The 12522-nt window shown below is 59.4% G+C and carries 13 protein-coding genes; 7 read left to right on the forward strand and 6 right to left on the reverse strand.

The window, feature by feature from the left end; translation table 11 throughout:
• The first annotated feature begins 17 nt into the window (after positions 1-17).
• Positions 18-815, forward strand: a complete 798-nt coding sequence (locus Q0775_RS09970) for a prolyl oligopeptidase family serine peptidase (RefSeq protein ID WP_298859800.1) — start codon at positions 18-20, stop codon at positions 813-815.
• Between the two features lie 61 nt (positions 816-876).
• Positions 877-2211 (forward strand): glutamate--tRNA ligase, encoded by a 1335-nt coding sequence (gene gltX, locus Q0775_RS09975; RefSeq protein WP_298859803.1) that lies wholly within the window; start codon positions 877-879, stop codon positions 2209-2211.
• Positions 2212-2235: 24 nt separating this feature from the next.
• Here gltX and Q0775_RS09980 read toward each other — a convergent pair whose 3' ends face one another.
• Positions 2236-2796: a gamma-glutamylcyclotransferase family protein gene (locus Q0775_RS09980; protein WP_298859805.1), complete on the reverse strand. Its 561-nt coding sequence runs from the start codon at positions 2794-2796 to the stop codon at positions 2236-2238.
• Between the two features lie 128 nt (positions 2797-2924).
• Between Q0775_RS09980 and gcvH the strand changes: the two genes are divergently transcribed.
• Positions 2925-3290: a glycine cleavage system protein H gene (gcvH, locus tag Q0775_RS09985; RefSeq protein ID WP_298859807.1), complete on the forward strand. Its 366-nt coding sequence runs from the start codon at positions 2925-2927 to the stop codon at positions 3288-3290.
• A gap of 29 nt (positions 3291-3319) precedes the next feature.
• On the opposite strand, the gene Q0775_RS09990 is transcribed toward gcvH, so the two are convergent.
• From Q0775_RS09990 to Q0775_RS10000, 3 genes are all read right to left on the reverse strand, one after another.
• Positions 3320-4231, reverse strand: coding sequence for an inositol monophosphatase (locus Q0775_RS09990; RefSeq protein WP_298859809.1), 912 nt, complete (start codon positions 4229-4231; stop codon positions 3320-3322).
• Positions 4232-4314: 83 nt separating this feature from the next.
• Positions 4315-6831 (reverse strand): FtsX-like permease family protein, encoded by a 2517-nt coding sequence (locus Q0775_RS09995; protein ID WP_298859811.1) that lies wholly within the window; start codon positions 6829-6831, stop codon positions 4315-4317.
• Positions 6828-7523, reverse strand: a complete 696-nt coding sequence (locus Q0775_RS10000; RefSeq protein WP_298859813.1) for an ABC transporter ATP-binding protein — start codon at positions 7521-7523, stop codon at positions 6828-6830. Before Q0775_RS10000 ends, Q0775_RS09995 begins: the two co-directional genes overlap by 4 nt.
• Positions 7524-7571: 48 nt before the next feature.
• On the opposite strand from Q0775_RS10000, the gene Q0775_RS10005 reads away from it, so the two are divergent.
• The 4 genes from Q0775_RS10005 (at position 7572) to preA (ending at position 11338) form a co-directional block, all read left to right on the forward strand.
• A complete protein-coding gene (locus Q0775_RS10005; protein WP_298859815.1) occupies positions 7572-8219 on the forward strand; it encodes an arylesterase in 648 nt (215 codons plus the stop codon).
• A 125-nt stretch (positions 8220-8344) separates the two neighbouring features.
• Complete coding sequence (locus tag Q0775_RS10010; protein WP_298859817.1) at positions 8345-9673, forward strand: NAD(P)-dependent oxidoreductase; 1329 nt, start codon at positions 8345-8347, stop codon at positions 9671-9673.
• 1 nt (position 9674) lies between these two features.
• Positions 9675-10022, forward strand: a complete 348-nt coding sequence (locus Q0775_RS10015) for a DUF1428 domain-containing protein (RefSeq protein ID WP_298859819.1) — start codon at positions 9675-9677, stop codon at positions 10020-10022.
• Between the two features lie 11 nt (positions 10023-10033).
• Positions 10034-11338, forward strand: coding sequence for an NAD-dependent dihydropyrimidine dehydrogenase subunit PreA (gene preA, locus Q0775_RS10020; protein WP_298859821.1), 1305 nt, complete (start codon positions 10034-10036; stop codon positions 11336-11338).
• 4 nt (positions 11339-11342) lie between these two features.
• On the opposite strand, the gene Q0775_RS10025 is transcribed toward preA, so the two are convergent.
• Positions 11343-11780, reverse strand: a complete 438-nt coding sequence (locus tag Q0775_RS10025; RefSeq protein WP_298859823.1) for a hypothetical protein — start codon at positions 11778-11780, stop codon at positions 11343-11345.
• 94 nt (positions 11781-11874) lie between these two features.
• A complete protein-coding gene (locus Q0775_RS10030; protein WP_298859825.1) occupies positions 11875-12498 on the reverse strand; it encodes a TetR family transcriptional regulator C-terminal domain-containing protein in 624 nt (207 codons plus the stop codon).
• Positions 12499-12522: the final 24 nt, after the last annotated feature.

Genomic DNA, 12522 nt, shown 5'->3' on the forward strand with positions numbered 1-12522 from the left:
GCAAGAAGAGGGATCACATGCGCTTAATTCTAACTCTGGTGTTTATGTTGCTTGCCCCCGTGGCGCAGGCTTGCGGCTCCGACAGTGACTGTACGGTCGGGGATCGCAGCTACCGTATCTCACTGCCCGAGGGTGTTGATGCGCCTGTGGGGGCGGTGATCTGGGCGCACGGGTATCGCGGCACGGCCGCAGGTGTGATGCGCAACGGGAGTTTGCGCAGAATGGTCCATGCCGAGGGGCTGGCGCTGATCGCATTGCAGGGGATTGATGGTACGTGGGATTTGCCTAACGGGCCGCGCACCCCTGACAGTACGGGGGCGGTTGAGTTTGACTATGTCGCGGCGGTGATTGCGGACGCGCAGGCTCAGTATGGGGTCGATCCTGCGCGGCTGGTGGCGAGCGGATTTAGTGCGGGCGGGATGCTGGTGTGGAACCTTGCTTGTGCGCGGCCTGATTTGTTTATCGGGTTTGTGCCCTATGCGGGGACGTTCTGGATGCAGCCACCAGCGGAGTGTGCGACGCCTGCCAAGAGCCTGATCCATATTCACGGGGACGCGGATAGCACTGTGCCGCTGGACGGGCGGGCGATTGGGCCGACGCGTCAGGGGAAGGTCTCAACCGCGCTGACGATGTACAGTGCGTTGGGCGATTTTGGTGCGGCGGAGCAGGTCGATACGCCTGCGCTGCGGTGTACGCAGCAGGCTAATTCGGATGGTGATGTGCTGGCGTTTTGCTTGTTTCAGGGCGGGCATTCGTTTCGCACAGAATATCTGGGTTCTGCGTTGGAGCGGTTGCGCCTTTTGGGCAAGCTTTAGATTGCGATAACTGGACAAACAGCCCTACCTGTGCCAGCAAGCGCGGCAACAGGAGGCATATATGTCCGATAAAACCATTACCCGTTTCGCCCCATCCCCGACAGGCTGGATTCACGTTGGAAACCTGCGCACGGCGCTGATGAACTACCTCATTGCGCGCAAGGCGGGGGGCGAGTTTATCTTGCGGATCGACGACACTGATCCGAACCGCTCCAAGGAAGAATATGTCGACGGGATCAAGCGTGATCTGGATTGGCTGGGCCTGCATTGGGATCGTGTTGAGCGCCAATCGCTGCGCATCGAAAAGTACCACGAGGCGGCGAAAGAGCTGCGCGAGATGGGCCGTTTCTATGAGGCCTTCGAGACGCCAACAGAGCTGGACCTCAAGCGTAAAAAGCAGCTGAACATGGGCAAGCCACCTGTGTACGACCGTGCGGCGCTGAAATTGTCGGAAGACGAGAAGAATGCTCTGCGCGCGGAGCGTGGCGATGGTGTGTGGCGGTTCAAGCTGTTGCATGAGCGGATCATCTGGAACGACGGCATTCTGGGCGATATCAGTATTGACGGTGCGTCCGTCTCCGATCCTGTGCTGATCCGTGGTGACGGGCAGATCTTGTATACGCTGGCCTCTGTTGTGGATGATACCGAGATGGGTGTGACGCATGTTGTGCGTGGCTCGGATCATGTCACAAACACAGGCACACAAATCCAGATCATGCAGGCGCTGGGTGGCACGCCGCCGTCGTTCGCGCACCACTCGTTGCTGACGGGTCCGCAGGGGGAGGCGCTGTCCAAGCGGCTTGGTACACTTGCGCTGAAAGACTTGCGCGAGGCGGGGATCGCACCACAGGCGTTGTTGAGCCTGATGTCGCGGCTTGGCTCTTCCGATCCGGTGGAATTGCGCACGGACATGGCGGAGTTCATCGAGGGCTTTGACATCACGCGCTTTGGCTCGTCCCCGACGAAGTTTGATGCGGAAGATCTCAAGCCCCTGACGGCGAAGTATCTGGCGGCATTACCGCTGGCCGATGTGGCGGATGATATTGCTGCGCTTGGGGTGCCTGCCGATAAGGCCGAGCAGTTCTGGGCCGTGACGCGGGAGAACATCACGACGCTACATGATCTGGCCCCGTGGTGGGAGATGTTCAGCAAGGGTGCCGAGCCTGTGATTGATGATGAGGACCGCGAGTTTATCGCCCAAGCGATGACGATGCTGCCCGACGGGGAGTATGATGCGGAGACTTGGGGTAGCTTCACTGCGGCGGTCAAGGAAGCGACAGGGCGCAAAGGTAAGGGTCTGTTCATGCCGCTGCGCAAGGCGCTGACGGGGCAGGCGCATGGACCCGATATGTCTGCCGTGCTGCCATTGTTGCAGGTCATTAAAGCGCGCGGTTGAACCAGAAATAAGATCGTGGCGGTGTTAGCCCGCCACGATCACAGCATTGCGCAAGGCCAAATGCTGGTCGACCAATGATGTTTCTTGCGCGCTGAGCGTCTGAGCGCGGGGATAGCGGGGGGTAGTGCGATCATTCAGGATCGGAGTGTCCCAGCGGTCCGTCGTGGCAAAGAAATTCGCCACGCCGCCGGCGCCGAATTCGCGCAGATACCCCTGCACCACAACATCCAGATAGCTGAGCAGGATGTGGTTGTCCGCGCTTTGCACCCATGTCTCCCGCGGGACAGCATAGTGGGAGATGGGGCGCGCGGGATCGTCGGGATGCCGGATTGCCGAGCCTGAGGGCAGGCGGGCATAACCGTGCTCACGCGCGTCCAGTGCGCCCCAATCGCCGTGCGGCACTTCGGCGATGAGGCCGTCGATTGTCGTGCCTGCATCGGGAATCACGCTGAGGAAAGCCTGCCCACGATCCGATGTGTAGACCCATGTGCGACGCCAGCCTGCAAGCTGTGTGCGGGCCGCGTTTTCATAGACATGGGTGTCGCGGTTGACGAGGCTGCCGTAGCCGAAAAAGCAGGGATGCATATCGTGCCTTTGCATTGGTGGAATTTGGCCCTACCTAACCATCGGAAAGGGATCGGGGCAACCATGCGCATGGTGGATTGAAAAAGGTCCAGACCTTTGGCAGAACAAATTAACGGAGGGCCAGTGCCATGAAATTTACCGAAGAGCATCTGTGGTTGCGTGTCGAAGACGGCGAGGAGGAAATCACTGTCGGCTTGACTCCTTATGGTGCTGAACAGCTTGGCGATGCCAAGTTTGTCGAGTTGCCGGATGAGGGTGACGTTGTCTCTGTCGATGACCCGGTTGTGGTGATTGAGGCGGATGATGACGCAATCGATATTCTGGCGCCGTTAGACGGGGAAATCACCGAAGTAAACGAGCGTTTGGTGGCAGCCCCCGAGATCATCTCGGAGGACCCGCAGGGCGATGGATGGTTGTTCAAGATGAGCATTGATGATGCAGGCGACATGGACGAGATGATGTCCGAGGCGGCCTATCAGAAATACATCCGTTAAAAGATATGGCGTAAGAGCCTAATCAGGCTCTATTCAGCGGTTTTTCCCGTCTCTGCGAGCAAGAAGCTAAAGGTTTTCTTGAGCTTGCTCCATGACGCTTTGTCAGGTGCGATCAGGAGGTGGCCTGTTTTGCGCGTGGCATCATAGTCACCGCCATCGAGCATTTCCACATGGGCACCTGCGCGTGCCGCGATCAGCGCGCCTGCGGCGTGATCCCATGGGTGCAGCAAGGCAGTGAGGCTGAAATCCATATGGCCTTGGGCCAGCATGCGGTATTCATGGGCAGAGCAGCGCATCGTATTCACACGGGCAAATCCGGGGAATGTGGCGGCGAGCTGTGCTTGTTTCTCTTTTGGGAAGAGGTGGAGCGGGATGATGCCTGACATCTCTTCTATCGGTTTGGTCTTTGCCGCTTTGAGCGTCCGGTTTGCGCCGAAGGGGCGTTGAAGCTCGGGCGTCATTTCTTCATCGGCTATGGCCCAGTCGTCACCAACGGGATCGTAGATTAGGCCAAAGACAGGCTGGCCGTAGCGGGTGGCTGCAACGATCACGCCGAAGATGGCCAGACCGTGGGCGAAATTCCATGTGCCGTCGACGGGGTCGATGTGGAAGGCGAGCTGTGCCTCCGCGATACCGTCGAGGAGTTCTGGCTTGGCGGCAACAGCTTCTTCGCCAATGACCAGTGCGGAGGGGAAGGCGATTTGCAGGGCGCGGGTGATCATGGCCTCGGCGCGGGTATCGGCATCTGTCACCAGATCGCTTGCGTGGGATTTTGTGCGGATGTCGCCGTCTGTCAGATTGCGAAAGCGGGGCATGATCTCGGCCTTGGCGGTGCGGCGCACGATGTTGATAATCTGGCTGCGCTGGGCTGCTGTAACCGCAGGGGCCAGTGTGGCGGGCAGGTTTTGATCTTTGGTTGCTTCGGTGCTGGTGTCAGACATATGGGCGCTCCTTGGTTACGGACAATCTACGCTGTGGAGGGCGGGAGGCAAAGGGGGAACCTGAGGAGGTTCCTCCATTATGATCATTCGCGGGCGCGCAAGACGCGGGCGGGTCGGGCCTGTAATGCGCGGCGGGCAAAGCCCAGACCTGCGAGCACGGTGGCGGTAATGCCTCCTGCGATGATTAGGAGGGCAGAAGGCCAGATGACCTGATACTCCGTCTCCATCACGAAGGTACTCACAGCCCAGCCGCCCAATGCTCCGACGACCAGCGCAATGGCACCCGCAGCGAGGCCCAGTAGGGCTGCACGCAGAATAAAGCTGGCCGCGATCATGCGGCGGGACGCGCCCATGGTTTTGAGCATTGCGGCTTCATAGGTGCGCGCGTCTGCCCCTGCGGCGGCAGCACCGATCAGGACAAGAAAACCTGTAATCAACGTAGCGGCAGCGCCGTATGACGTAGCAGCGGCAAGGCCGGCAAGCACACCAGCCACACGGTCAATCGCGTCCTTCACGCGGATGGCGGTGATGTTGGGGTAGGCCGATGCCAGATCACGCAGTATTTGCGCCTCTGCCTCAGGCTCGGCGTAGACGGTCGAGATGAAGCTGTGGGGCGCACCTGCGAGGGCAGAGGGGTTCATGGTGAGCACGAACCCGATGCCAGCGGTGGAGAAGTCGACCTCCTGAAAGCTGGTGATCGTGCCTGTGATGTCGCGACCCAGCACGTTGATCGTGATGGTATCGCCAAGGTTGAGGCCCATCTCTTCGGCTTCTTCCTGAGCGAAACTGATCTGGGGCGGACCTGAGTAGTCGGGTGCCCACCATTCGCCAGCGGTGATAAGTGCGCCCTCTTTCGGGGCGGCGGCGTAGGTGATGCCACGGTCACCGGTGACAACCCAGTGGTCGCCAGCAACTTCGATTGCGGGACGGTCGTTGATTTTCGTCAACACGCCGCGCAGCATCGGTGCGCTGTCGATGCGGCTCACGGCGGGGTCGTCCTCAAGGCGTTTGGTATAGCCTTCGATCTGGTCCTTCTGGATATCCACAAAGAAGTAGCTGGGGGCGATGGCGGGGAGGTTTCCTGCGATGGCTTGGCGCAGGTTGCCGTCGATCTGGCCTACGGCGGCGAGAACCGAGAGGCCGAGGCCGAGCGACAGGACAACTGCGCCCGCACCTTCTCCTGTGCCGCCGATGGCAGCCATGGCCCACCGGACGCGGGGACGGCCGCGCAGGCGGTGGCTGAATGCCCGCGCCGCAATGCGGATGAGGAATGCGGCGAGGGCGAGGATCGCCAGTGCGCCCGCGATGCCGCCGAGGGTCCAAAGGGTGAGGAACCAGCTGCCGTTGAACCAGCCCGCCATGCCGACGAGGGCGGCGATGGCCCCAAGGGTGGCGATGATAAACGGCCACGACGGCAGGCGGCTGGCCCCGTCCCATGCGTCGCGGAAGAGCGTTGCTGCACGGACGCGATCCGTGCGGGCAAGGGGCCATAGCGTGAAGATGAAGGCGGTGAGGATACCGTAAAGACCCGCCTCGATCAGAGGGGCGGGGAAAATGGTGAAAGCGGTAGGGATTGGCAGGCGTGCCTCAAGGATGGGGGCGACCATGATCGGGAGTGCGGCCCCAAGGATGACGCCGATGGTGACGCCGAGCAGGGACAGGATGCCGATCTGGATGAAGTAGGTCTGGAAGATGGTTGCGCGGTCTGCGCCGAGGGCGCGGAGGGTCGCGATGACTTCGGTTTTGCGGCTGAGATAGCTGCGCACGGCCGCGGAGACACCGACACCGCCCACGGCGAGGCCGGAGAGGCCGACGAGAATCAGAAACGCGCTGAGGCGGTCAACGAATTGGGCCACTTGCGGTGCGCCATTGCGGGCATCCTGCCAGCGTAGGCCGCTGCCTGCGAACTGCTCTTTGGCGGCAACCTCTAGAGCGTCGATCGCGGTCCCTTCGGGCAGGGTCAGGCGGTATTTGGAGTTGAAGCGCGACCCTTGGGCCAGCAAGCTGGATCCTTCGAGGCTGTTGCGCAGAACCATTGTGCGCGGACCGAGGGCAAATTCAGCACCTGCGCTGTCAGGTTCGATCACAAGCTCTGCACGCAGTTCAAATGATTTTGTGCCGAGGGTGAAAGTGTCGCCTACGTTAAGGCCGAGACGGTCGATCAGCGCACGGGCCATGACCGCACCGGGTAGATCGCCGCGCGGGGCAAGCGCCTCGGAGAGGGGGATCGCGGGGTCGAGAACGACAGCGCCGACCAAGGGATAAAGGTCATCGACGGCCTTGAGCTGTGTCAGTGCGCGTTCGTCGTCTTTTACGGCCATGGAGCGGAAATCGGCGATTTCGGAGACTGCGGTGGCTTGGGCTTGCATCCACGCGCGCTCGGCCTCGGTGGCGAAGCGGTAGGTCAGCTCAAGCTCGACATCGCCGCCGAGGATTGCAGCACCCTCGCGTTCCAGCCCTGCTTCGATACCTGAGCGGACGGAGCCGACCGCAGCGATTGCAGCCACGCCGAGGGCGAGACAGGCAAGGAAGAGGCGAAAGCCGCGCAGGCCGCCGCGCAGTTCACGGCGTGCGAATTTTGTCGCTAGGGAAAGGCTCATGCGACTGCGCTGCTGGTTGTGGTGTCGTCGATGCGGCCATCGCGCAGGGTTATCACGCGGTCACAGCGTTGGGCCAATGCGTCGGAGTGGGTGACAAGGATAAGAGTTGAGCCGTATTGGTCGCGCAGGTTGAACAGCAGGTCCATAATCGCCTCGCCGTTGGCGCTGTCGAGGTTGCCTGTGGGTTCATCCGCCAGAAGGATTGCGGGGCGGGGTGCTGTGGCGCGGGCGAGGGCCACGCGCTGTTGCTCTCCCCCTGACATCTGGGAGGGGTAGTGACCTGCGCGGGGGCCAAGACCTACGATTTCAAGCGCTTCGGCGGCGCGGTCAAAGGCGTCGGCGTGGCCTGCAAGCTCTAGCGGTGTCGCGACATTCTCAAGCGCGGTCATGGTGGGGATGAGGTGAAAGGACTGGAACACAATGCCCATGCGGTTACGGCGAAAGCGAGCGAGCTGGTCCTCGTCCATCGCGGTGAGGTCTTCGCCCATGGCATGCACGGAGCCGCCTGTGGCTTGCTCCAAACCGCCCATGACCATCAAGAGCGATGATTTGCCTGAACCAGAGGGGCCAATGAGGCCGATGCTTTCGCCTGCGGTGACCTCCAGCGAGATGCCGTGAAGAATATCGACTGGTCCTGCATTGCCATTCAGGCGTAGGGCTGCATCTTTAAGTGTGAAAATAGGATTACTCATGGGGGCCCCTTCGATGGCGTCCCTACGGGATATGGAGGGAATGTGGCGATGCGCAAGGCTTTGACAGGGATTCTTATGGTTTGGGCCAGTTTTGCCCAAGCTGGCGAAGTGGTGATTGCGGCGCTTGGGGATAGTCTGACGCAAGGGTACGGCCTGATGCAGTCGGATGGTTTTGTGCCACAGCTGGAGACGTGGTTGGAGCAGCAGGGCGCCGATGTGCGGCTGGTCAATGCGGGGGTGTCCGGGGATACCACGGCAGGCGGTCTGAGCCGCGTGGACTGGACCCTGACACCAGATGTGGACGCGATGATTGTGGCGTTGGGGGGCAATGACCTGCTGCGCGGTCTGTCGCCAGAGCAGGCGCGCAGCAACCTTGAAGGCATTCTGAAAGCAGCGGAAGCAGCGGATGTCGAAGTGCTTTTGATCGGGCTGGATGCGCCCGGGAATTATGGTGCGGAGTACAAGCAACAATTTGATGCGATCTATCCTGAGTTGGCGGAGGCCTATGGCACAGGATATTTGCAAAGCTTCTTTGCGGGGCTGGTGGAGGAGGGTGAAACGGCGGACCCTGCCAAGCTGGGCGCGTGGTTTCAGGCGGATGGTATCCACCCCAATCCCGACGGCGTGAAGCGCATTGTGACGGCCATTGGCCCATTGGTGCTTGAGTTGATCGAAAACGTAGAGGCGGTCGATTAAACCGCTTTGCCTGAAAATTGTGCAGCGTTGTTTTTACGGGCCGTGCAATAATTTTTACCAGTTGATAAAAAAATAGACCTGTGCCAGCGTTATCGTGAAACGTGTAGTTGGCGGAGGATCGACATATGGCAGACAGGGTTTTTGAACCGGGTGTGACGGCGGGGCGCTTGGACCCTGCGGCATATGAGGCGCATTTCAGTGACTTGCATCCGCCGCTGGACAAGCATGAAGCGGTGGTGGCGGCGGATCGCTGTTACTTTTGCCATGACGCGCCGTGCATCACGGCCTGTCCTACGGATATCGACATACCGCTGTTCATTCGCCAGATCGCGACGGGCACGCCCGATGCGGCGGCCAAGACGATCCTGAGCCAGAATATTATGGGCGGTATGTGTGCGCGGGTGTGCCCGACGGAGCAGCTGTGCGAGGAAGCCTGCGTGCGGGAAATGGCGGAGGGCAAGCCTGTGTTGATTGGGCAATTGCAACGTTATGCCACGGATCATTTGCAGGTGCAGGGTGTGCATCCCTTTGTACGCGCAGAGCCTACGGGCAAGCGTGTGGCTGTTGTGGGTGCTGGGCCTGCGGGTCTGTCTGCGGCGCACCGCTTGGCGATGTTGGGGCATGATGTGGTGGTCTATGACGCCAAGCCCAAGGCGGGCGGGCTGAATGAATACGGGATTGCGACCTATAAGACGCCTGACGGGTTTGCCCAAGGCGAGGTGGATTGGCTGCTCAAGATTGGCGGGATTACAGTTGAAACGGGCAGGGCGCTGGGCGCTGATCTGAGCCTTGAAGGGTTGAGAGCGAAGTTTGATGCGGTATTCCTTGGCATGGGCCTTGGTGGTGTGAATGCGCTGGGCGTGGAAGGGGCTGACAAGGATGGCGTGCTGGATGCGGTGGATTTCATTGCTGAGTTGCGGCAGGCCAGTGATGTGGCCAGTGTCCCTGTGGGGCGTGATGTAGTGGTGATTGGTGGCGGAATGACTGCCATTGATGCGGCGGTTCAATCCAAGCTTTTGGGCGCGCTGAATGTCACACTGGTCTACCGCCGTGGGCGTGATGCGATGAATGCAAGTGTGTTTGAGCAGGATTTAGCAGCAAGTAAAGGCGTGCGGATTGTGACTCATGCGACGCCCAAGGCTGTGCATGGGAATGGCTCGGTACGCGAGATCGAGTTTGATTATGTTGGCGACGATATGATGCCGACGGGCCAGACGCTGCGCCTTGCTGCTGATCAGGTTTTTAAAGCGATTGGTCAAACGTTGGAGGGCGATGCGCTGCCTGATCTGGAAGGGCGCAAGATCGCTGTGGATACCAATGGGCGGACATCGGTTAAGGGTGTTTGGGCAGGGGGCGATTGTGCCTCTGGCGGCGATGACCTGACGGTGACTGCGGTGGCCGAGGGGCGCGATGCTGCGATGGATATTCATGCGGATTTGAGCGGGAGTGTGTGAGATGTATGTGATGAGCTTTGTGGCCGCAGTGCCAACGGATCAGAAAGACGCGTACCTTGCGCATTGCAAGATGGCGGCGGAGATTTTCAAATCACATGGAGCGACGCGGGTCGTTGAGCTTTGGGGTGATATGGTGCCTGAGGGCGAGAAGACTTCATTTCCCATGGCTGTTGCGGCCGAGGAGGGGGAGACCGTTGTGACGGGCTGGCAGGAATGGCCCGACAAGGCGACCTGTGATGCGAGCATGGAAAAAGCGATGCGTGATCCGCGGCTGGCCGATATGGGCAGCATGCCGTTTGACGCGGCGCGGATGATTTACGGCGGGTTTCAGACCCTCGTTGATGTTTAGGAGCGTATGAAATGGCTGATCTGACAACTGATTTTCTGGGCATCAAATCTCCAAATCCCTTCTGGCTCGCCTCGGCGCCGCCGACGGATAAGGAATACAACGTGCGCCGCGCCTTTGAGGCGGGCTGGGGTGGTGTTGTGTGGAAAACGCTTGGTATGGAGGGGCCGCCTGTCGTGAACGTCAACGGGCCACGATACGGTGTGATCCATGGGGCGGATCGGCGGGTGCTGGGCCTCAACAACATCGAGTTGATTACAGACCGCGATTTGCAGACCAATCTGGATGAGATCACGCGGGTCAAGCGCGACTGGCCGGACCGCGCGATGATTGTGAGCATCATGGTGCCCTGTGAGGAGCAGGCGTGGAAAGATATTTTGCCGAAGGTTGAAGCGACTGGTGCGGACGGAATCGAGCTGAACTTTGGCTGTCCGCACGGGATGAGCGAGCGGGGCATGGGTGCTGCCGTGGGGCAGGTGCCCGAGTACATCGAAATGGTCACGCGCTGGTGCAAGCAATATTACTCCAAACCAGTGATTGTGAAGCTGACGCCCAACATCACCGACATTCGCAAACCTGCGGAAGCGGCACGGCGGGGTGGGGCGGATGCGGTGAGTTTGATCAACACGATCAACTCGATTGTGTCGGTCGATCTGGATACGATGTCTCCGCACCCGAGCATTGACGGCAAGGGCACGCATGGCGGTTATTGCGGGCCAGCGGTCAAGCCGATTGCCCTGAGCATGGTGAGCGAGATTGCACGTGCACCTGCGACAGCGGGGATGCCGATCAGCGGTATTGGTGGCGTGACGACATGGCGCGATGCGGCGGAATATATCACTATGGGCTGTGGCAATGTACAGGTCTGTACGGCGGCAATGACCTATGGTTTCAAGATCGTGCAGGAGATGATCAGTGGTTTGTCGGAATGGATGGACGAAAAGGGTCATACCTCCATTGATGATTTCATGGGGGCAGCGGTGCCGAATACGACGGATTGGCAATATCTGAACCTTAACTACATCGCCAAGGCGCAGATCAATCAGGAGGATTGTATCAGTTGCGGGCGCTGTTACGCGGCCTGCGAGGACACCTCGCATCAGGCGATTGCCATGTCGGAGGACCGCACTTTCACCGTGATTGAAGAGGAATGCGTGGCCTGTAACTTGTGTGTCGAGGTCTGCCCTGTTGAAAATTGCATTACGATGGTTGAGATGGATGCAGGGACAGTCGATCCGCGTACCGGAAAGGTTGTTGAGGATACTTATGCCAACTGGACAACGCACCCCAACAACCCGTCGGCCACAGCGGCAGAGTGAGAGCTTAGTCAGGTTTCGCGGTGAGCGCGGCGTAGGAGGCTGCGAGTTGTAGGATCGGCGCTGTTGGTAGCGGATTGGGTGGCGCATAGCGGTCGAGTTCTGATTGTCTTGATGCATTCTGTTTACTGGTTTGTGGCAGTTCTGTAGCCGTTTGCTGCAGGGCTGTTTCGGGCTGAGTTTGCGCAGCAACGATTGATTCCGGCTCTGCCTGCGTCGGTGTTTTTGTCGCTGGTTGTGTTGTGCGTTGTTGGAGCATCAGCGCGTGTTGCTCTGATCTGCCTTTGTTCAACCCGCCCCCATCGAAGGCATTTCCGCTTGATCCTGCGCTACTGGTGGTTGGCTGGATGGTAGTGACAGCGGCAATTGCTGCACCGCTGTTGGTAGCTGTTTGAAGTGGTGGTGCGGATGTATTCATCAGATTGACTGGAATATTTAACGCCATCTTTTGCCCCTTTTCATTAAAAAGAAGCCCGCACCCACATACAAGATACCCAGTATAGGGTGAACAGTGTATTAATTTTGCCCTGAAAAGTAACCTATTGGTTAACGGGCTGGAGCAGTTTGCGGAACATCTGCTCTAGATGGGCATGGGCGCGTTTGGCGGGATCCTCTGTTCCGAGCAGAACGGAGGTCTGGGCGCCAAAATCGGCGTAGTGCTGGGTTGTGGACCAGATCGAAAAGATCAGGTGCGCGGGGTCAATCTGGGCGAGGTGGCCTGCGTCAATCCATGTCTGAATGACTTTGCATTTGCGGTCAAAAAGGGGTTTGAGATCATCCGTGAGGTGGGCAGTAATGCGTGGGGCACCTTGTAGGATTTCACCTGCGAAGAGTTTGCTTTCAAGGGGCAACTCCAGCGCCATATCGAGTTTGTGGCGCACATAGTTGAGCAGTTCCTCGACGGGGTCGCCTTTAGCGTCCAACTCGATCAGCGGGTCGAGCCATGTTTCCAAGAGTTGGCTCAGCAGGGTTACGTAAATCTCGGTTTTGCCGTCGAAATAATAGAGCAAGTTGGGTTTGCTGAGGCCTGCCCCTTTGGCTATCGCGTCAAGTGTAGCACCGCCATAGCCGTCGCGGGAGAAGACTTCCAAGGCGGCGTCGAGAATCAGGCGGCGGTTGCGGGTCTGGATGCGGCTTGGCTTTTTCGGGAGAATGTCGTTCACGGCGGCTCGCTTGGTGCTGGGAAA

Source organism: uncultured Sulfitobacter sp. (assembly GCF_947499945.1).
Lineage (GTDB): Bacteria > Pseudomonadota > Alphaproteobacteria > Rhodobacterales > Rhodobacteraceae > Sulfitobacter.

Excerpts from the sequence above, each read along its gene's own strand:
- Q0775_RS10025 (WP_298859823.1), bottom strand. The coding sequence starts at position 11,780 with ATGGCGTTAAATATTCCAGTCAATCTGATGAATACATCCGCACCACCA.
- Q0775_RS10005 (WP_298859815.1), top strand. The coding sequence starts at position 7,572 with ATGCGCAAGGCTTTGACAGGGATTCTTATGGTTTGGGCCAGTTTTGCC.
- Q0775_RS09980 (WP_298859805.1), bottom strand. The coding sequence starts at position 2,796 with ATGCATCCCTGCTTTTTCGGCTACGGCAGCCTCGTCAACCGCGACACC.
- gcvH (WP_298859807.1), top strand. The coding sequence starts at position 2,925 with ATGAAATTTACCGAAGAGCATCTGTGGTTGCGTGTCGAAGACGGCGAG.
- Q0775_RS09970 (WP_298859800.1), top strand. The coding sequence starts at position 18 with ATGCGCTTAATTCTAACTCTGGTGTTTATGTTGCTTGCCCCCGTGGCG.
- Q0775_RS10010 (WP_298859817.1), top strand. The coding sequence starts at position 8,345 with ATGGCAGACAGGGTTTTTGAACCGGGTGTGACGGCGGGGCGCTTGGAC.
- Q0775_RS10000 (WP_298859813.1), bottom strand. The coding sequence starts at position 7,523 with ATGAGTAATCCTATTTTCACACTTAAAGATGCAGCCCTACGCCTGAAT.
- gltX (WP_298859803.1), top strand. The coding sequence starts at position 877 with ATGTCCGATAAAACCATTACCCGTTTCGCCCCATCCCCGACAGGCTGG.
- Q0775_RS09990 (WP_298859809.1), bottom strand. The coding sequence starts at position 4,231 with ATGTCTGACACCAGCACCGAAGCAACCAAAGATCAAAACCTGCCCGCC.
- Q0775_RS10015 (WP_298859819.1), top strand. The coding sequence starts at position 9,675 with ATGTATGTGATGAGCTTTGTGGCCGCAGTGCCAACGGATCAGAAAGAC.
- preA (WP_298859821.1), top strand. The coding sequence starts at position 10,034 with ATGGCTGATCTGACAACTGATTTTCTGGGCATCAAATCTCCAAATCCC.
- Q0775_RS09995 (WP_298859811.1), bottom strand. The coding sequence starts at position 6,831 with ATGAGCCTTTCCCTAGCGACAAAATTCGCACGCCGTGAACTGCGCGGC.